Raw genomic sequence first — 19,764 nt, forward strand, 5'->3', positions numbered from 1 at the left:
CGTCGGGGCGAGGCTCTGCCGAGTAACGCAGCAAGCTCACGGATCCCCAGGCGCTTACATCAAGTAAGTCACTGGGGTGAGCGAGTGCAGTTAACGTCCCTGCGGCTCAAAGGATGACGGGTATTTATTTGCCGATGAACTGTGCGAGATTATCTTTATCCACGCCTACATAAGGTACGCGTACGATTTTGTTCTCAATCTTCCAGTTAGTGCCTTCGGCGGCTGGCTTACCGTCGGCCAGGTTTTTCGCCAGGTCGAAGGTGGCTTTTGCCTGGTTGTTGGCGTCGTTCAGCACGGTACCGGCCATTGCACCGGATTTCACCAGCGCCAGCGCTTCCGGCAGGGCATCTACGCCAAAGACTGGAATAGAGGTTTTGTTGTGCGCTTTCAGCGCTTCTACTGCACCCATTGCCATCGCGTCGTTGTTAGCGATAACCACTTCGATTTTGTTAGCGTTCGGGCCGGAAAGCCACGCATCCATTTTGTCTTTAGCCTGAGCGGTATCCCACATGGCGGTATCCAGCTGCAGTTGCTGAGTTTTCAGACCTTTATCGTTCAGCTCTTTGATAACGTAGGTGGTACGCGCTTCGGCATCCGGGTGGCCCGGTTCACCTTTCAGCAGCACGAACTGGATCTGGCCGTCTTTGTTCAGATCCCAGGCCGGGTTAGCCGCCCAGTGTTTAGCGATCAGGTCGCCCTGGATGATGCCGGACTCTTTGGAGTCGGTACCAACGTAGTAAGCTTTGTCGTAGCTATCCAGCGCTTTACGGGAAGGTTCTTTGTTGAAGAACACAACCGGCACGTTTTGCGCGCGTGCTTTTTCGATTACGGTGCCCGCTGCAGCCGGGTCAACCAGGTTGATGGCCAGCGCTTTCACGCCTTTGGCCAGCAGAACGTCGATCTGGTCGTTCTGTTTGGACTGGTCGTTTTGGGAGTCGTTCATCAGCAGCTGTACGTCAGGTGACGCTTTCGCATCTTTCTCGATAGCTTTACGAACCACTGACATGAAGTTGTCGTCGTATTTATAAATCGTCACACCAATACGGTCAGCGGCGTTCGCTGCGGCACCAAACAGCATGCAGGACATCACGGCGGACAGAGTCAAAACCTTCTTATTCATGGTATCTCCGGTTTTTATTTTGCAGGGTAGTTCGCGTTCGAAACCAGGCAGGACAGTAATGTTATGAAAAAGTTACTGAATGCCGAAGTTATCCTAAAAAAATGTGCACTTCCGTGTTCGGTAACAATCCAATACTGCGTTTTTATGATAGCTAGTGGCCTTATCACGATGCTAAAAGTGAGCAGTCACCGTTACATAGTGTTTCAGCTGATAAAACGCTGACATAATAGTCAGCGCAATGTTAATTAACTGTGAATTTACTCACAGATTGAAACCGGTTACATCTAACTCTTTGACAGCGGAGTGATCGACGCCACATTTTGTTTTATCGCGACCGAATGACGGCGGACTAAAGTCGGCATAAAACAGTGCGTTACATCACTGTTCAGCTGGCCTGCCGCACCCTGTAACGCCAGTTCTGTCGCCAGGCGCGCCATAGAAACCACCGGATAGCGCACGGTCGTCAGCTGTGGGTCGGTGTAGCGGGCAATGGGAATATCGTCGAAGCCGATGATGGAAACATGCTGCGGTACGGCGATGCCGTTGTCTTTTAGCGCCGTTAGCGCGCCGGCCGCCATGCTGTCGTTATAAGAAAAGACTGCGCTCAGCTGCAGGTTACGACCCAGCAGCTCAACCATCGCGGCCTCTCCGCCCTGCATGTCCGGCGTGCCCATTCCAACCCAGCCCTCCGGCGGCGAAATCCCCTGCTCTTCCAGCGCCTGTAGCCAGCCCTGATGCCGCTGGTCGTTATCTTCAATCTGATGGCTTGAGGCCAGATAACCGATGCGCGAGTGGCCCTGGTTCAGCAGCATCCGCGTGGCCATCACCGCCCCGCTGACGTTGTCCAGGCAGACGCAGCGATGGGCATAGCCGGGCACCAGGCGATTGATCAGCACCATGCCGGGCACCTGTTCCAGAAAATTAGCCAGCTCCTCATCGCTCAGCGCCTTTGCGTGCACAATTAGCGCGCTACAGCGCTGGCGGATGAGCACTTCTATGGCATGGCGTTCTTTCTCTGCCTGGTGGTAGCTGTTGCCGATCAGCAAATATTTATTGTGCTGCTGGGCAACCACGTCCACGGCTTTCACCAGCGCCCCGAAGAAGGGGTCGGACACGTCCATCACTACCACACCAATGGTGTCGCTCACCTGAGTGGCCAGCGCTTGCGCATTGGCATTTGGACGGTAGCCCAGCTCAGAAACCGCCAGCATGACATTTTCGCGCGTTTCCGGGCTGACCAGCGCGCTGTTATTTAATACTCGGGATACTGTCGCTACTGAAACCCCGGCGATACGGGCAACGTCACGAATGGTAATCGGCGTTGGGGGAGTCGGTCTCATAGGTGCACCCTGTTTTAGGCAAGGTGGCTATTTTGCGGCGAGTGGGGGGCGGTTCGACGTGAAGTTGATCACAGTGATGAAAGCGGTTACATACAATTCGTTAACCTTTGTGACGAATATCATTATCTCTGTGCTTTGCGTAATGCATTCCCTGAGGCACGGGCGGTTAACTGTCTCCATACCCATTCCACCGGCCCCTGGCGGAAATAGCGCAGCCAGAAGACCGACAGCAGAATATTCACCATCCACACGGCAGGCACAAAGGCCAGCAGCGCGAGGCGGTCAAATTTCATATATAAACCAAAGCGATAGAACAAGGTTGTGCAGATAACTGTTTGCAGCAGGTAATTGGTCAGCGCCATCCGCCCGACGCAGGCAATCCAGCCCACCAGCCGGAAGCGTGACAGCTGTGGCCAGAATCCCCAGGCCAGCGCGGCGTAGCCAATAGCCTGAAACGGGGCGCTCAGCTCGCGCGGGGCCTGTAACAGCAACGCACACCAGCGGGGATCCCATTTCAACTGCCACTGGGCCACTATCGCCGGCAGGTTAATCGCCATGCCGATGGCGATCAAAATGGCTCCGGTTCGCCGGTAGTGTTTCAGGCTGAACTCCCCTTTCAGCCAGCCGCTGCGCATCAGCGCCGCACCAATCAGCATCATGCCTGCCAGCTGCCAGCCGTATTGCGCGCCCAGCGCCACAAGGTTTGACGAGAGTAAATCTGCGCGATTGCTGATAGCCTCCACGCCGCCGCCGAGCTTCCACCATTGCTCATACTGCAGATTAGCGGCGTCAGGCACCCAGGAGCGGTTAACGCCGCTGCCTGAAATAACGCCCAGCAGCAGCAGCACGCCAATGCCGATGAGGTATAGCACCGCCCCGGTGTTAAATAGCTGCTTTTGCCCGGTTGCGTCACGAATCAATCGCCAGCACACCAGCCCGGTCAGGCCGTAAGCCAGCAAAATGTCACCGTCCCACAGCAGGAGCGTGTGAATAAATCCCAGCAGCACCAGCAGCGTCAGCCGCGACTGGATCCAGCGTGAGCCACGGGCCAGCAGTATTTGCAGGCCTGCCCCAAACAGCAGCGCAAAAAGCGTGAGAAATTTAACTTCGGCAAACAGGTCCATTACCGCCCAGGTCCAGGCGTCGCGGGAAGTTATCTCGCCATACCAGGCCGGGTTGAGATAAGCCGCCTTCGGCAGGCCAAAGGCGACAATATTGAGCAGCAGGATGCCCAGAATGGCGGTACCGCGGACAAAGTCCAGGGTGACATTTCTCTCCACGGATACCTGCCTGAGGGGATTAATTGTGGCGTACTGCGCGCAGGAACTCCTGACGCGTATTCTGACTGGACTTAAACAGGCCGCCGAGCGACGTGGTGGTGGTCGCACTGGTGGCATCTTTTACGCCACGCGCTTTCACGCAGTAATGCACCGCATCGATGGAAACCGCGACGTTGTTGGTGCCCAGCAGCGTTTGCAGCGCAATCAGGATCTGCTGGGTCAGGCGTTCCTGAACCTGCGGACGCTGAGCGAAAAACTGCACGATGCGGTTAATTTTGGACAAGCCAATGACGGTCTCTTTCGGGATATACGCCACGGTAGCTTTGCCGTCGATAGTCACGAAGTGGTGCTCGCAGGTGCTAGTCAGGGTGATATCGCGCACGGTGACCATTTCATCCACCTTCATTTTGTTTTCAATGACGGTGATTTTCGGGAAATTGGCGTAATCCAGACCGGAGAAAATTTCATCGACATACATTTTTGCGATGCGATGCGGGGTTTCCATCAGGCTGTCGTCACTCAAATCGAGATTAAGCAGCTGCATGATTTCCGTCATATGGGCGGCAATCTGGCTTTTCCGGGTTTCATTATCCAGTTCACGCAACGGCGGACGCAGCGGTGTTTCCAGACCGCGCGCAACCAGCGCCTCATGAACCAGGGCGGCTTCTTTTGAGAGTGATGACATGCTGTTTTCTCCTGCAGGTGTGGCTGACCTCTGCCCTTCATGAGGCAAAGTGTCCGCTTATTGTGCGGCAGCACGTGCTTAGAATCCAGTAGTGCCGGGCATAATTATTGAAATCGAAAATACCGTTCATGGCCTGAGCGGCCGAGAACAATACCGTTGCGGCCATAATGCGGGATGGCTAGACTCAGGTGAAGTGAAAGTTGTTCATAAGTCTTGAAAATAGATAAGGATCCTCTGGATGGAATTACTGGAAGAACACCGATGTTTCGAAGGCTGGCAGCAGCGCTGGCGCCACCCGTCTACCGTGCTTAACTGCCCCATGACGTTCAGTATTTTTCTCCCACCTCCGGCAAGCGCCACGCCACCGCCGGTGGTTTACTGGCTTTCCGGGCTAACCTGCAACGATGAAAACTTCACGACCAAAGCGGGCGCGCAGCGCGTTGCAGCAGAGCTTGGCATTGTGCTGGTGATGCCGGACACCAGCCCGCGGGGCGAAGACGTTCCTAACGATGCAGGCTACGACCTGGGCCAGGGCGCGGGCTTTTATCTCAACGCAACTCAGCAGCCGTGGGCTACGCACTTCCGCATGTACGATTACCTGCGCGACGAACTACCGCAGCTGATTGCGGATAATTTTAGCGTCAGTGAAAAAGCGTCGATCTTTGGTCACTCCATGGGCGGGCATGGTGCATTAATGATGGCCCTGAAAAACCCCGGGCGCTTCCGGTCGGTATCTGCTTTTGCGCCGATTGTTAACCCGACCCGCGTGCCGTGGGGGCAAAAAGCCTTTAAAGCCTATCTCGGTACGGATGAGTCCTTGTGGCAAGACTGGGACAGCTGCTGCCTGCTGGCTAAAGCCCCGCAGTCGGCACAATTGCCTATGCTCATCGACCAGGGGGATGACGACCAATTCCTCGCCGACCAGCTAAGGCCAGAAGAGTTTGAAAAAGTCGCGCAGGAGAAGGGCTGGCCGCTGGCGCTGCGTATTCAGCCGGGCTGTGACCACAGCTACTATTTCATTGCGACGTTTGTTGAGGATCATCTTCGTTTTCACGCGGAGCATTTGCAGGGTTAGTGAGTTGCCCTCCCCCTAATCTTAGCGGTGAGCGCTCTGTTACTCCGTTATTTTCCGTTCACCTGAGAATCTATTTCCCCTGCACGTTCGCAGCACGGTGAACGTGTCAGGTGGCATTCCCCCCGGCGCCCGGCGAGCTCTTCGCCGCTGAAGCGGTAAACCCACCGGCTATGAGAGCCGGGAGCAAATCTTCCCCTCACTCCAGCCCTCTCCCCAAAGGGGCGAGGGAGAAAACAAAAGTTATGGGAAACTTTGTTTTCTCCCTCTCCTTTCCAGGGTGAGGGTCAGGGTGAGGGTAAAAATAAGAAGCGAGGCACGGTTCCGGCTTAAATCGCCTCCGTTTTCTCTCCGACTGGCCAGGGTCCGGACGTCGGGAACGGCCGGAGGCTGAGAGCGTCTGGAACGCATCTCCGCCGACCCAGGACCAGGAGATAAAACGGAGGTCTGCCGCTTTAGCGGTCGATTTATTTGGCCGGGAGTCCGGGGTCTCGGGGAAGTGACGGTGACTTCCCCTAGTCGTTCACCGGTGCGGTGGCCACATATGAAGCTGGAATTAAGGTGAACGGAACTTTAGCCGACCCTTTTTAGAGGACAGGAAAAGCGCCCAACAACTTAGAAACTATAATCCAGCGCCATAAAGTAGCGACGACCGTCTTCGTTATAGCTGTAGATATCACGATTCAGATCTTTGTCGCCCAGGTTCAGAACCCCAGCCCGCACCTTGACGTTCTTCGTCGCTTTCCAGGCACCGCCGGTGTTCCACACGATATAGCCGCCAGGCGTTTTATCCGTCGCGGAGACCGCACGCTGTTTGCCGGTGTAGTTTGCAGAAACATAGAACGACCAGTCCTCGAGCGGCGCCCAGTCAACGGTACCGTTAGCCGTGTGGAACGACTGCTGCTGCAGCGGTTTATTGCCACCGTTGCTCAGATCGCGCCCGTCGTTATAGGTGTAGTTCAGCGACAGCTTCCACTGGTCGTTAAACGGTATTTTCAGCTCGGTTTCCACGCCGCGAATACGCGCTTTGTTCACGTTGTAATAGCGGAAGATAGGGTTACCGCTCCTATCAAAGCCCACAAAGTTTGAGTAAGACGGCGCTACGCTGCGGTTCGCAGTACGCTGGATATCAATCATATCCTCAACGTTGTTCTGGAAGGCAGTCACGCTGCCGCTCACCCCGTCCAGAAAGCCTTCATCCCCGGCGTAATACAGCCCCAGCTCAAAGCTTTCGCTGGTTTCCGGTTTCAGGTCAGGGCTACCGACAATCTGGCAGGCGCCACGGCAGGATCTGCTGGTCCAGTCCGGGCTAAGCTGCAGCAGGGACGGGGCTTTAAATGCCGTGGCCCAGCCGCCTTTGACGGTGAGGGTATCCGTCGCGCTATAGACGAGATATGCCCGCGGGCTCCAGTGGTCGCCGTAGGTTTCATGGTCATCCATACGAATGCCGGTGGTCAGCGCCAGCGGTTCGAAGATGCGCCATTCGTCCTCGATAAACAGGGCGTACTGGCTGGCCGAGGTATTCGAGCTATTGCCGCCGGTAATATTCACCGGGTCGCTCAGCTTGTCGTGACGCCACTCCCCGCCAAAGGTCAGGAACTGGTTGATATCGCTCAGCGGCAGTACCAGCTTACCGTCGAGGCTGTTGTTGCGTGAGGTGATAGCCGCGCTGTTGCCCGGGTTCAGGTTATCAATTTTGTCGCCGTAGAAACGCAGCTCGGTATTGCCGAAGCCCCAGCGCCCGTTATGCCCGAGGGAATAATCCTGACGTTCGATACGATTCTTATCCAGCGAGTCTGATTCCCTGTCCTGGCGGTCAAAGCCGTAGCCCAGGGTGACATCCTGATTATCAGCCGGTGTCCAGGCAAATTCCGTGCTGGCATTGCGGGAAGTGAAACCTTCAATCTGCGGCGTCAGGCCATTGGCGTTCGTCGTCGATGCCTGCTGGCCATCCTTCTGGCGCTTACCGAGGCTGCCATAGACTTTTACGCCCAGCACGTCGTCAATCAACGGGCCGCTGGTGAAGAAGTTACCGTTATAGGTGTCGCCGCGATCGCGGTGTTCCTGCACGGTGGAATCTACGGTGAAAGTGCCATGCCAGGCTTTGCCGACTTTACGGGTGATGATGTTCACCACGCCGCCAAGGGCATCTGAGCCATAAAGAGAAGACATCGGCCCGCGCACCACTTCGATGCGCTCAATCGCATCCGCCGGGATCCAGTTCAGGTCAAAGTCGTTATGGCGGAATACCGCATTGCGGGAGTTGACTCGTTTACCGTCTACCAGAATCAGGGTATAGCTGCTGTCCAGGCCGCGAAGACTGACGCCACGGCGGTTATCCCCTTCGTTGGTCAACTGGACGCCGGGCACGTTCTGCAGCACATCTTTCAGATTGTTAACTGGTTTTTTTTGCAGTTCGTCCCGGGTGATCACGCTGATACTGGCGGGCGCATCTTTGAGGTTTTGTTCGGTGGCAGACGCGGTGACAACGAGGGTTTCTTCGCGATCGTCAGCGATGACGGGGAATGCAAGACTGAGTACAGACGCACAAAGTCCTCCCCGGACAATGGGATTCAACCTTAACATTTCTTTCTCTCCATGAGGTGAATTACAAACGAAACTACCGTTTAGCGCTCACATTGCACTATGCGCCAGCGGCTACATTGGCCGCCGGCTGCATATTGTGTTCCATAGTATTCCTGAACTGCGTTGTTATACGGTGGGCGTTTCCACCAGGCCGTCGATCAGCACCTGGGCAACCCCCTGTGAGCAGCGTTCAATGCGCCCCTTCACCCCGTAAACCTGGGCCAGACTGCGCGGAGTAATCACATCCTCCGGCTCACCGCTGGCAACCAGTTTGCCGTCGCGCAGCATGAGAACATGCTCGCTATGGCGTAAAGCAATATTGATATCATGCACCACAACAACGGTGACGATATTGCGCTCGCGGGTTTCGCGGGCGACCAAATCCATGACGTGGAACTGATAATTCAAATCCAGCGCGCTCAGCGGCTCATCGAGCAGCAGCAGGGACGGACGGCGAATCAAAGACTGCGCCAGGCCAACCAGCTGTTTTTGCCCGCCGGAAAGCTGGTCGAGATAGCTCAGCGCCAGATGCGAGATCCCCAGCTGTTTCAGCAGTTCCATAACCTGAGCTTCGCTTTCGGCGCTGTGACGGCCACCGGATGCGCGCTGCGCCACGATAATGGATTCCAGCACATGCAAATGAACGCCCTGCGGCAGCGACTGCGGCAGATAAACCACTTTTTCAGCGCGTTTGGCAAACGGCAGAGCCATCAGGTCTTCACCGTCCAGATACAGCTGCCCTTCCGCGCGATTCAGCCCCGCTAACGAACGCAGCAGCGTCGATTTGCCGCAGCCGTTCGGCCCCAGCAGCACGGTAATTTTGCCGCGCGGCAGCGCAGGCACGCTGAGGTTTTCGATAATTTTACGCTTTGGGTAACCGGCGTTGAATGCATCAATCTTTAAGCCCTGCATCACACGTTCCCCTTATGGCGCAGAATAATACTCAGGAAGAACGGCACGCCCACCAGCGAGGTGACAATCCCCACCGGAATAATGACGCCAGGGATAATATTTTTAGACGCCACGGACGCCAGCGACAGCACCAGCGCCCCGACCAGCACGCTACCCGGCAGGTAGAAACGGTGATCTTCACCAAACAGCATACGGGCGATGTGCGGTGCCACCAGGCCGATAAAGCCGATGGGGCCGACAAACGCCACGGACAGCGCGGACAAAATACTGATGCGCAGCAACGTGCCTAAACGCAGGCGCTTGACGTCGATGCCAAAACTGACGGCGCGATCTTCGCCTAAGCGCAGCGCGGTGAGCTTCCAGGAGCTCAGCATGGAGATAGGCATAATGATGGCGAAAGCCAGCAGCAGCACGCCGAGTTTGTCCCAGGAGGCTCTCGCCAGGCTGCCCATCGTCCAGAACACCAGCCCCTGCAGCGTGTCTTCGCTGGCGATGAACTGCAGCATCGACACCAGGGCGTTAAAGGTGAACACCAGCGCGATACCAAACAACACCACGCCGGAACTCGCGACTCGAGTCCAGCGGGTAATGGCGTCCAGCATCAGCGCGGCGAACAGCGCAAAGACAAAGGCGTTAGCGGAGATAAACCACTGATCCGGCACCCCGGGAATACCGATGCCGAGGATAATCGCCAGCGCGGCACCAAAGGCCGCAGCGGAGGAGACGCCGAGGGTAAACGGGCTGGCCAGCGGGTTATTGAGGATGGTTTGCATCTCCGCCCCCGCCAGGCCCAGCGCCATACCGACCAGCAGCGCCATCAGCGCATAAGGCAGACGAATGTCCCACACGATCACCCGCGTACCGGCGTTAGCGCTGGCTGGGTCAATCAGGGTCTGCCACAGCGTATCCAGCGGCAGCCCTGATGGGCCAAGGGTAAAGTCCAACAGCAGCGAGGCTAAGATCGCAATGACCAACGCCCCCATCAGCAAATAGCGGTGGCGTAGCACCTGCTGGTAGCGCCCCATAATGGTGGCAGGCTGCGCCTCGTTTGGCATCGGATCGGTGGTGGCACTCATTAAGTCTTACCTTCGTTACTTCTTAAGATCGGTCCAGTACGTTCCCGTTGGCTCGACCGCCAGGAACTGTTTATAAAGTTGCTGCATTGTCTGTTCCGGGTTCACCTCAGCAAACTGCTGTGGATGGAACCAGGTGGCCATCGCCTGAATCGCCAGGATGTTGTACGGCGAATTGTAGAAATTATGCCATACGCCATAGGCGCGACCCTCTTTGACCGCCGTTAGCTGGTCAATGCCTTTACGCTCCAGCACGCTCTGCAGGCTAGCCTGCGCTTCGGCTTGAGTAGCCTGAGCGCCAAGCACTACGCCCGGAGAGGTTGAACCCGGTGCTTTACCGCCGCTGGCAATATAAACCTGCGGGTCAACGGCAAGCACTTTTTCCAGGTTTACCGTGCCCAGCGCGCCCGGCAGCAAGTTTTTGGCAATATTCGTGCCGCCCGCCAGGTCGATGAAGTCGCCCATGTTACCTTTCCCCGCTGAGCCACAGCACTCTTCCATGGCCGCAGCGCGCAGTTCGATAAACACCGATGGCTTCTCTTTTTCCGCCATCTTGCCGGTGACGTCGGTAATTTTTTTCAGGTTTGCTTCATAAAAGGCGATGTAATCATCGGCCTGTTTCTCGCGATGCAACACTTTGCCCAGCACGCGCATGCTCGGCAAGGTATTTTTGAGCGGCGAGGTGCGAAAATCAACGAAGACCACCGGGACGCCCGCTTTCTCTAACTGAGAGACCAGTTCGCTATGACGGCCTGGCCCATGGCCAGAGAGGCCAAAAATCGCCACATCCGGGTGCAAAGTCAGCACCTTTTCCGGGCTGACGCTGTCGGCGGTAGTACTGCCAATTAGCGGGATGTCATCAATTTTCGGGAATTTCGCTTTATATTGCTCGTAAGTCTGCGTATCTAACTTACGGAAATCGCCCTGCCAGCCAACGATACGGTCAATCGGCTTTTGCCCTTCCAGCAGCGCCAGGGCATAAAACAGGCGCCCTTCCCCCAGTAAAATGCGGTCAACCTTCTGCGGGATGGTCACTTCACGCCCGACGATATCGGTCACCGTCGCGGCCAGTGCGGAAGACAAACCGGCGGCGGTTAATGCCACAGCCAGACAAATATTCTTGAGTTTAATCATACGCTTCACGCTAACACTCCTTCGTTCCTTAAAGAATGTCGTTAACGATAAAGCAAATGATAATGGTTATCAATTTAATTGTTCTCTACTATAACCCGAAGGAATTATTGCTGGCGAGAGCGAAATAAAAAAGGGCGTGATAATCACGCCCTCTAAAGAGTAACTTATTGTTGCTAAGGCTTATTTCTCACGAAATTTTGGGAATTCCATTTCGCTGTAGCGCACAAAACGGCTGCCCTTCGTTATCTTGTAACCAAACCAGATAGCCAGGAACAGCGGGATGCCGATATAGGTCGCCGCGACGCCGCCCCAGTCGATAGTGTCAGACAGGAACGCTTCGTAGTTCTGGCCCAGGGTGATGATCAGACACAGCACGAAAGCGAAGATAGGCCCAATCGGGAAGAAGCCCGAGCGGTACGGCAGGTCGTTAATGTCGTTGCCCTGCAGCACATAGCCGCGGCGGAAACGGTAGTGGCTGATAGCAATCCCGAGCCACGCAATAAAGCCGGTCATCCCCGAGGTATTCAGCAGCCACAGGTAAACGGTCTGGTTGCCAAACATAGACGTCAGGAAGCACAGCGCGGCAATAACGGTGGTCGCATACAGTGCATTACGCGGCACACCGCCCTTTGAAAGCTTCGAGAAAATACGCGGCGCTTTGCCGTCGCAGGCCAGGGTGTAAAGCATACGCGTGGAGGCGTACATCCCGGAGTTACCCGCAGACAGCACCGCCGTCAGGATAACGGCGTTCATAACCGCCGCCGCAGACAGCAGGCCGGCGTGCTGGAACACCAGGGTAAACGGGCTGACGCTAATGTCTTTCACGTCATTGCGCAGCAGGCTGGGATCGGTATAAGGGATTATCAGGCTGACAATCAGAATAGCGAAGACATAGAACAGCAGGATTCGCCAGAACACCTGACGCACGGCGCGAGGAATGTTTTTCTCCGGGTCAGCGGACTCTCCGGCAGCAATCCCGATAAGCTCGGTGCCCTGGAAGGAGAAGCCGACGATCATCGCCACGCCGATCATTGCGGCAAAGCCCCCGGCAAACGGCGCATCGCCGGTTGTCCAGTTGCTCCAGCCTACCGGCTGCGCCCCTTTGAAAATACCCACGATCATCATCACACCCACAATGATGAAGATGATGACGGTGGTCACTTTTATCAGCGAGAACCAGTATTCCGCTTCGCCAAAGCCCTTCACGGAAATCCAGTTGAGCAGGAACATAATACCCAGGAACAGCGCGCTCCAGATCCAGCCGGGGGTGTCCGGGAACCAGTAATTCATTACCAGCTGTGCGGCCACGAGGTCAACGGCGATGGTCACCGCCCAGTTGTACCAGTAGTTCCAGCCGAGGGCGAAACCAAAGCCGTCTTCAACGTATTTCTGGCCGTAGGTCGCGAAAGAACCGGACACAGGCATAAACGCCGCCAGTTCACCCAGGCTGGTCATCAGGAAGTACACCATCAGGCCAATCAGCATATAAGAAAGCAGCGCCCCACCCGGCCCCGCCTGAGAAATTGTCGCCCCAGAGGCAACGAAAAGCCCCGTACCGATGGATCCGCCGATGGCGATCATCGTCAGGTGGCGCGCCTTTAATTCGCGGCGTAAGCCAGGCGCTTCTGTCGTTTTATCTTGTGAAACCATAGGAAATTGTTGCCTATCCAAAAAATGAGGCAAGATTGTAACAAAACGTCTTTATTCAGATAGCAGAAATCCCGGGTTATAAGAGAGCTTCATGATCGCCCGGCGATTATTAGCAAGTCACTTATCAGGCCGATAAGTTGAGGGGAATTAAAATACCGCCGGCGCGGTCAACTGACCGGCGGTCAAAGATTAACCTAGCCCGCGTACGGACGAAATAAACTGCTGCAGTTCCTGGGTTCGAGGGTTGGCGAAGAACGACTTGCTCTCCCCCTGCTCCCACACTTTGCCCTGATGCATAAACACCACGCGGTCGCCGACTTCACGGGCAAAGTTCATCTCATGGGTCACCAGAATCAGCGTCATGCCTTCCGCAGCCAGTTGTTCCAGCACCTTCAGCACCTCCCCTACCAGTTCAGGGTCAAGTGCCGAGGTAATTTCATCGCACAGCAGTACTTTAGGGTTCATCGCCAGCGCGCGGGCAATGGCCACACGCTGCTGCTGGCCGCCGGACAGGTTAGCCGGATAGTAGTCCACACGTTCACCCAGGCCGACTTTGTTGAGCATCTCCAGCCCCAGCTCGCGGCATTCAGCGGCGCTTTTATTCAGTACCCGGCGCGGCGCCAGCATCACGTTTTCCAGCGCGGTCATGTGCGGGAACAGATTAAAGTTCTGAAACACCATCCCGACAGAGCGGCTGATTTCACGCGCCTGCGACTCACGGTCGGTAATGGTCATCCCCCCGAGCTTGATGCTGCCATCCTGGTAGCCTTCCAGCCCGTTCATGCAGCGCAGCAGAGTACTTTTACCCGAACCGCTGCGGCCGATAATCGACACCACTTCGCCCATGTCGATATCAAGGCTAACGCCCTTCAGTACGTGGTTGTCGCCGTAATATTTTTGTACGTCATTAATGGTGATGAGCGGCATGGAATTTTTTCTCCAGATAGCGGCTGTAGCGCGACAGCGGGTAGCAAAGTAAGAAATAGCCAAGCGCCACCAGGGCAAAGACTTTAAACGGCTCAAATGTCACGTTATTAAGCATGGTGCCAGCTTTGGTCAGTTCGACGAAACCAATGATCGAGGCCAGGGCAGTGCCTTTGATGACCTGCACCGAAAACCCGACCGTTGGCGCCACGGCGATACGCAGCGCCTGCGGGGCAATCACCCGAAACAGCGTCTGCCCAAAGCTCAAACCGAGGCAGCGACAGGCCTCCCACTGGCCTTTCGGCAGTGCGCGGATACTGCCGTACCAGATATCCAGCAGAAACGCGCTGGTAAATAACGTGAGAGCCAGCGTGGCCGCCGTCCAGGGGCTCACGTCTATACCGAACAGCGCGATACCAAAGAAGGCGAGGAACAGCTGCATCAGCAGCGGCGTGCCCTGAAACAGCGCCACGTAGGCGGCAATGAAACGTTTTGGCCACTTCCAGCGGCTAATACGCAGCAGCAATAAGGGCAAGGTCACCAGCGTGCCGCAGAAAAATGCAATCAGTGAAAGCAGCACCGTCCAGCGAGCCGCCAGCAGCAGGTTGCGCACGATATCCCAGTCGGTAAACGTCATCATCCGACATCACTCCCCAACCATTTTCGCCCTGCCGCCAGCAGCAGTTGACGCATAATTAACGACAGCACCAGATACATTAAGGTCGTCACCAGGTAGACCTCAAAGCTGAGGAAGGTCCGCGACTGAATGAGACTGGCCGCAAAGGTAAGATCTTCACAGGACACCTGCGACACCACGGCAGAGCCCAGCATCACGATAATGCACTGGCTGACCAGCGCCGGATAAATACGCTTCAGCGAAGGGGGCAGCACCACGCGTAAAAAGGTCTGGCTGCGGGTTAACCCCAGCACACGAGCCGCTTCCCACTGCCCTTTGGGCGTAACCTGAATACCCGCCCGGATAATTTCGGTGCTATAAGCCCCGAGATTGATCAGCATCGCGATAAGCGCCGCTTCCCCGGCGTTGAGCTTTAGCCCCAGCGCCGGTAGCCCAAACACAATAAAGAACAGCTGCACAACAAACGGCGTGTTGCGAATCAGCTCCACGTAGCCGCCCCACACCAGGCTTAACAGCCCGGATTTGCCACTGCGAATGGCCGCCCCGGTAATGCCGATGGCAACGCCACCCACCGTCGACATAAAAGTGAGTCCCAGCGTCACCCACAGGCCGGAGAGTAACTCCGGCCAGTAAGGCAGCAGACCGGCAAAATCAAGTTGCGTGGTCATGCCCGGCTCCTCAAGCGCCGAGATTGGCAGGCAACGGCGCCTGCATCCATTTCTGCGACAGGGTGTTCAGGGTGTTGTCCTTCAGCGCGTCACCAATCAGCTCGTCTACCTTCGCTTTCAGCGCTGGTTCATTCTTTTTCAGCCCAATGTAGCAAGGCGAGTCCTTGAGCATAAATTTGCTGACGGGGGCTTTGGTTGGGCTCTGGCGGGCAATCGCCGCAACGACGAGGTTACCGGTGGCGATGTACTGCACCTGGCCTGAAAGATAAGCAGAAATGGTGGTGTTGTTGTCTTCGTAGCGCTTCACGTCGGCGTCTTTGGGTGCAAGATCGGTTAATACCATGTCTTCCACTGCACCGCGGGTCACGCCGATGGTTTTCCCGCTGAGCGCTTTAGCATCGGCCACCGGGCCGTCTTTAGGCCCGAACACGCCGAGGAAGAACGGGGCATAAGCGCGGCTAAAATCGATGACTTTTTCACGTTCAGCGTTCTTGCCGAGGCTGGAAATGACCAGATCAACTTTATCCGTCTGCAGATAGGGCACGCGGTTCGCGCTGGTGACCGGCACAAGTTGCAGCTTGACCTTCAGCCCCTTCGCCAGGTAGGCGGCCATATCAATGTCGTAACCCTGCGGTTTCAGGTCAGCATTCACCGAACCAAAAGGCGGGAAATCCTGCGGGACCGCCACGCGCAGCACGCCGCGTTTTTCAATATCCTGCAGTTGATCGGCCATAACCGCTCCGGCCTGAGCCAGCAGAACCGTTGCGCCAACTAAAGAGAACAACCATTTTTTCATCGTCATGTGCAGCCTCGTCGCCTGATTGAAACAAAAGATTCTTTGAATTCAATTCTGCAACTAATGTGCCAACGCGGATGAAGCTCGAAGATCGCTGCAGCATTAAGGTGAAAAAGAGATTAAACGGAAGGACGTTGCCTCGCAGCCACACCCCAATCAGGTGCAACTGCAAGATTTTGGTGCATTACGCTTCGCAGTAGCGCAGAAAACGCAGCAGCGCGTTAGAGATGTGCTTTTGGCGATGGTGGATCCGGTACAGGGTCCGCACCAGACGGGGGAGAGGAATAGCCACCTCAACTAACGAACCGCTTTCCAGCTGCTCGGCAATCACCCGGCGGGACAGGCAGCTAATACCCAGCCCGTGGCGTACCGCATGTTTTATCGCCTCAGAATTGCCCAGCTCCATTCCCAACTGAAACTCTGGCAGATGCGAAAGTAATAAATAGTCGACGATTTCACGGGTGCCTGAGCCGCGCTCGCGCAGGATCCACGGCTGTTTTGCCAGGCTTTCCAGCGTCACCGGCTGGTGCACCAGCGGGTTGCCCGGCGAAGCAAAGACCACCAGCTCATCGTCGAGCCACGGTTCTGTTACCAGTTCCGCCATGTGGCAAGGCCCTTCGATCAGGCCAATATCCACGCGAAAATCCGCCACCGCATTAATCACATCCTGGCTGTTGCCGACGCTAAGCTCCAGCGGCAGTTTTGGAAAGTCACGACGATAGCGGGCAATCATCTCCGGCAGGATGTAGTTGCCAATAGTGCTGCTGGCATACACCCGGATCGCGCCGTTATCTTCCCGGAACAATTGCTCAATTTCACCGGCCTGCTCCAGCAGCCCCACGACTCGCGGGTAGAGCAGTCTGCCGTGTTCATTTACCACAAGGCGCTTCCCAACGCGGTCAAAAAGCTGAACCCCAAGCTGACCTTCGAGGTCGGCAAGGGCGGCGCTGACCGCCGACTGGGAAAGCGACAGCATCTGAGATGCCTGCGTGGTCGAGCCGCTTTTAAGCACTTCAGCAAACACTTCCAACTGCCGCAGCGTGATATGCATAAGAGAGATGTCCTGTGGTGGCAGCGCGTCGCTTACCACTTATAAAGATTAATTATAAATATATAATCAATTTTATTTTTATGCCAGCCAGGCGTAGCCTTTTTGCCGTGACAGAGGAGAAGGTTATGACAGCACTCACCGTACAAACTCAGCGCCACACGCTGTGGCATTTTTTACCGGGACTGGCGCTTTCCGCCGCCATTACCGGCCTGGCATTATGGCTTGGCAACATTCCAGCGGTAGCCGGCGTCGGCCTTAGTGCCCTGACGCTCGCCATTCTTTGCGGCATGATTATCGGCAATACCGTTTACCCAAAAATCTGGCAGCAATGCGACGGCGGCGTGCTGTTCGCCAAGCAACACCTTCTGCGTCTCGGGATTATTCTTTATGGCTTCCGCCTGACGTTTTCGCAAATTGCCGATGTTGGCGTCAGCGGCCTGGTAATTGACGTGCTCACGCTGTGCAGCACCTTCGCCCTCGCCTGCTGGCTCGGTCAAAAAGTGTTTGGTCTGGATAAGCAAACCAGCTGGCTGATTGGCGCAGGCAGCAGTATTTGCGGCGCGGCAGCGGTACTTGCCACCGAACCCGTCGTGAAAGCCGAAGCCAGTAAAGTCACCGTTGCCGTCGCAACCGTGGTTATCTTCGGGACGCTGGCTATTTTTATCTACCCGATGATTTACCCGTTGGTTAGCCACTGGTTTACGCCGGAAACCTTCGGGATCTACACCGGGTCAACAATGCACGAGGTTGCCCAGGTTGTTGCCGCAGGCCACGCCATTAGTCCGGAAACGGAAAATGCAGCGGTCATTGCCAAAATGCTGCGCGTGATGATGCTCGCCCCGTTCCTGATTTCCTGGCCGCCCGCGTGAAATCTCTGGCACCGGCAGGCGCGGCGCAGACGGGTAAAATTACCATCCCGTGGTTTGCGATACTGTTCATCGTGGTGGCGATTTTTAACTCCTTCCACTTCTTGCCGCAGGCGCTGGTAAATGTGCTGGTAACGCTGGATACCTTCCTGCTGGCAGTGGCGATGGCCGCGCTGGGCCTGACGACCCACGTTAGCGCCCTGAAAAAGGCCGGGGTTCGCCCGCTGTTGATGGCGCTGGTGCTGTTTATCTGGTTAATCGTAGGCGGCGGCGCTATTAACCTGGCGGTTCACCATCTGTTAGCTTAATTCAATACGGAAAAAAGCCTCCTGACCCGCTATCATGACGGATTACCGATAGCGGGTTTTGCCCGTCAAGAAACAGGAGAAGACAGATGAAGTTTATTGGAGCGCACGTTAGCGCCTCGGGCGGCCTGGAAAACGCCGCCATCCGCGCCCACGAACTGGAAGCCACCGCTTTTGCCCTGTTCACCAAGAATCAACGCCAGTGGCGCGCCGCACCGCTAACCAGCGAAATCATCGACAGCTTTAAGAGCGCCTGCGAAAAATACCACTACGGCCCCGGCCAAATCCTCCCTCACGACAGCTACCTGATTAATCTCGGCCACCCGGTTGAGGATGCGCTGGAAAAATCCCGCGAGGCATTTATTGACGAAATGGTTCGCTGCCAGCAACTGGGGCTGACGCTGCTGAATTTCCATCCAGGTAGCCACCTGAAGCAAATTCCGGAAGAGGAATGCCTGAAGCGCATTGCGGAGTCGATTAACATTGCGCTGGAGAAGTCTGAAGGCGTGACCGCCGTAATTGAAAACACCGCCGGTCAGGGCAGCAACCTTGGCTTCCGCTTTGAGCATCTCGCGGCAATTATTGACGGCGTGGAAGATAAATCCCGCGTCGGCGTCTGCATCGACACCTGCCACGCTTTTGCTGCCGGGTACGATCTGCGCACCGAAGCTGACTGCGAACAGACCTTTAGCGAATTCGAGCGTATCGTCGGCTTCAGGTACCTGCGCGGGATGCACCTCAACGATGCAAAAAGTGAATTTGGCAGCCGCGTTGACCGCCACAACAGCCTGGGGCTGGGCAACATAGGCCACACGCCGTTTAGCTGGATTATGCGTGACGCCCGTTTCGACGGTATCCCGTTAATTCTGGAAACCACCAACCCGGATATCTGGGCCGAAGAGATAGCCTGGCTTAAGGCGCAGCAGCACGAGGAAGCCACGGCTTAATTCTGTCACTGTATGCATCAGGGTCATTGCTGGTAGCCACACCTCAGTGTGCTGCCAGCTCATAATAAAATGCCGGGTTGCTCTGAATCGTAGCCAGTACCTTGGCCGCTAGCCCGGTGGGATTGCGGCGTTTTGATTCCCAGCTTTTGATCGTGTCAACGCTGGTGCCTAAGGCCTCAGCCATTTCACTTTGCGAAACCTTCAGTTGTTCTCTTATCGCCCGAACATCCGCCACATCATAACGCACGATCTTCGCGGGTATGTTGCTCACGTTTTTAATTTCCACCGCCTCTTCAAGCGAGGTTTTAAGGTCATTAAAGAAGCTCATTTTCTACGCTACCTTTTAATAATTTAGTCAGCTTCCTGAGTTCAGCTTTTTCTACTGCCGTCAGGTTGTCTTTGACGTGCTTCGGCCACGCCATGATCAACCCAATCATCTCTGCCGCTGCCAAAAAATAGATTACCCGAGCGCCCCGCTTTTACCCCGGACGCCGGTTGCCATTCTGATTTTCCGTAACCCTCCGGTGCCCTGAATCAGGTCCCCTTTCTCCGGGGGCCAATTAAAACCTTTTGCAACGCACTCAGTTCATCATCTGTCGCAAACTGTTTAATCTGCCGGGTAAATAGTTAGCGGCCTTTCATGATTGGTCGGAGAGTAACATTGATAGTAGAAAGAAAAACGCCCCGCATTAGCGAGGCGTTTTTCGTTGAGCGGGAG

General features: G+C 55.7%; 17 protein-coding genes and 2 pseudogenes. 3 read left to right on the forward strand and 16 right to left on the reverse strand.

The window, feature by feature from the left end:
- Positions 1 to 124: 124 nt before the first annotated feature.
- The 4 genes from VW41_15160 to folE all read right to left on the reverse strand — a co-directional run bounded on the left by VW41_15160 (position 125) and on the right by folE (position 4,425).
- On the reverse strand, positions 125 to 1,120 hold the full coding sequence (locus tag VW41_15160) for a sugar ABC transporter substrate-binding protein (GenBank protein AJZ90263.1): 996 nt from the start codon (positions 1,118 to 1,120) through the stop codon (positions 125 to 127).
- Positions 1,121 to 1,404: 284 nt separating this feature from the next.
- A complete protein-coding gene (locus VW41_15165; GenBank protein ID AJZ90264.1) occupies positions 1,405 to 2,460 on the reverse strand; it encodes a transcriptional regulator in 1,056 nt (351 codons plus the stop codon).
- A gap of 122 nt (positions 2,461 to 2,582) precedes the next feature.
- Complete coding sequence (locus VW41_15170) at positions 2,583 to 3,740, reverse strand: hypothetical protein (GenBank protein ID AJZ90265.1); 1,158 nt, start codon at positions 3,738 to 3,740, stop codon at positions 2,583 to 2,585.
- A 19-nt stretch (positions 3,741 to 3,759) separates the two neighbouring features.
- Positions 3,760 to 4,425 (reverse strand): GTP cyclohydrolase, encoded by a 666-nt coding sequence (gene folE / locus VW41_15175; protein AJZ90266.1) that lies wholly within the window; start codon positions 4,423 to 4,425, stop codon positions 3,760 to 3,762.
- Between the two features lie 238 nt (positions 4,426 to 4,663).
- On the opposite strand from folE, the gene VW41_15180 reads away from it, so the two are divergent.
- Positions 4,664 to 5,500 carry an S-formylglutathione hydrolase gene (locus VW41_15180; GenBank protein AJZ90267.1) on the forward strand — a complete coding sequence of 279 codons (837 nt, stop codon included), beginning with the start codon at positions 4,664 to 4,666 and terminating at the stop codon, positions 5,498 to 5,500.
- 612 nt (positions 5,501 to 6,112) lie between these two features.
- Here VW41_15180 and VW41_15185 read toward each other — a convergent pair.
- From VW41_15185 to VW41_15230, 10 genes are all read right to left on the reverse strand, one after another.
- Positions 6,113 to 8,083 (reverse strand): catecholate siderophore receptor CirA, encoded by a 1,971-nt coding sequence (locus VW41_15185; protein AJZ90268.1) that lies wholly within the window; start codon positions 8,081 to 8,083, stop codon positions 6,113 to 6,115.
- 126 nt (positions 8,084 to 8,209) lie between these two features.
- Positions 8,210 to 8,995 (reverse strand): iron ABC transporter ATP-binding protein, encoded by a 786-nt coding sequence (locus tag VW41_15190; GenBank protein ID AJZ90269.1) that lies wholly within the window; start codon positions 8,993 to 8,995, stop codon positions 8,210 to 8,212.
- The gene (locus VW41_15195; protein ID AJZ90270.1) at positions 8,995 to 10,071 is read right to left on the reverse strand and encodes an iron-siderophore ABC transporter permease; all 1,077 of its coding nucleotides are present in this window, start codon (positions 10,069 to 10,071) and stop codon (positions 8,995 to 8,997) included. The genes VW41_15190 and VW41_15195 overlap by 1 nt, the downstream gene beginning before the upstream one ends.
- 15 nt (positions 10,072 to 10,086) lie before the next feature.
- On the reverse strand, positions 10,087 to 11,202 hold the full coding sequence (locus tag VW41_15200) for an iron ABC transporter substrate-binding protein (GenBank protein AJZ91995.1): 1,116 nt from the start codon (positions 11,200 to 11,202) through the stop codon (positions 10,087 to 10,089).
- Positions 11,203 to 11,382: 180 nt separating this feature from the next.
- A complete protein-coding gene (locus tag VW41_15205) occupies positions 11,383 to 12,852 on the reverse strand; it encodes a lysine transporter (GenBank protein AJZ90271.1) in 1,470 nt (489 codons plus the stop codon).
- A gap of 189 nt (positions 12,853 to 13,041) precedes the next feature.
- The gene (locus tag VW41_15210; protein ID AJZ90272.1) at positions 13,042 to 13,779 is read right to left on the reverse strand and encodes an amino acid ABC transporter ATP-binding protein; all 738 of its coding nucleotides are present in this window, start codon (positions 13,777 to 13,779) and stop codon (positions 13,042 to 13,044) included.
- Complete coding sequence (locus VW41_15215; GenBank protein AJZ90273.1) at positions 13,760 to 14,416, reverse strand: amino acid ABC transporter permease; 657 nt, start codon at positions 14,414 to 14,416, stop codon at positions 13,760 to 13,762. The genes VW41_15210 and VW41_15215 overlap by 20 nt, the downstream gene beginning before the upstream one ends.
- The gene (locus VW41_15220) at positions 14,413 to 15,081 is read right to left on the reverse strand and encodes a polar amino acid ABC transporter permease (GenBank protein ID AJZ90274.1); all 669 of its coding nucleotides are present in this window, start codon (positions 15,079 to 15,081) and stop codon (positions 14,413 to 14,415) included. Before VW41_15220 ends, VW41_15215 begins: the two co-directional genes overlap by 4 nt.
- A gap of 10 nt (positions 15,082 to 15,091) precedes the next feature.
- On the reverse strand, positions 15,092 to 15,877 hold the full coding sequence (locus tag VW41_15225) for an amino acid ABC transporter substrate-binding protein (GenBank protein AJZ91996.1): 786 nt from the start codon (positions 15,875 to 15,877) through the stop codon (positions 15,092 to 15,094).
- 184 nt (positions 15,878 to 16,061) lie between these two features.
- Entirely contained in the window at positions 16,062 to 16,928 is an 867-nt protein-coding gene (locus tag VW41_15230) for a transcriptional regulator (protein AJZ90275.1), read from the reverse strand.
- Between the two features lie 125 nt (positions 16,929 to 17,053).
- Here VW41_15230 and VW41_15235 point away from each other — a divergent pair.
- Together VW41_15235 and VW41_15240 are read left to right on the forward strand one after the other, a co-directional pair.
- Positions 17,054 to 18,102: pseudogene (locus tag VW41_15235) on the forward strand (membrane protein).
- Positions 18,103 to 18,188: 86 nt separating this feature from the next.
- On the forward strand, positions 18,189 to 19,046 hold the full coding sequence (locus VW41_15240) for an endonuclease IV (protein AJZ90276.1): 858 nt from the start codon (positions 18,189 to 18,191) through the stop codon (positions 19,044 to 19,046).
- A gap of 43 nt (positions 19,047 to 19,089) precedes the next feature.
- Here VW41_15240 and VW41_15245 read toward each other — a convergent pair whose 3' ends face one another.
- Together VW41_15245 and VW41_15250 are read right to left on the reverse strand one after the other, a co-directional pair.
- Entirely contained in the window at positions 19,090 to 19,374 is a 285-nt protein-coding gene (locus tag VW41_15245; GenBank protein ID AJZ90277.1) for a transcriptional regulator, read from the reverse strand.
- Positions 19,361 to 19,658 (reverse strand): annotated as a pseudogene (locus VW41_15250) (toxin RelE). The gene VW41_15245 and the pseudogene VW41_15250 overlap by 14 nt, the downstream one beginning before the upstream one ends.
- Between the last annotated feature and the right edge of the window lie 106 nt (positions 19,659 to 19,764).

The sequence above is a fragment of the Klebsiella michiganensis genome (genome assembly GCA_000963575.1).
Classification (GTDB): Bacteria; Pseudomonadota; Gammaproteobacteria; order Enterobacterales; family Enterobacteriaceae; genus Cedecea; species Cedecea michiganensis_A.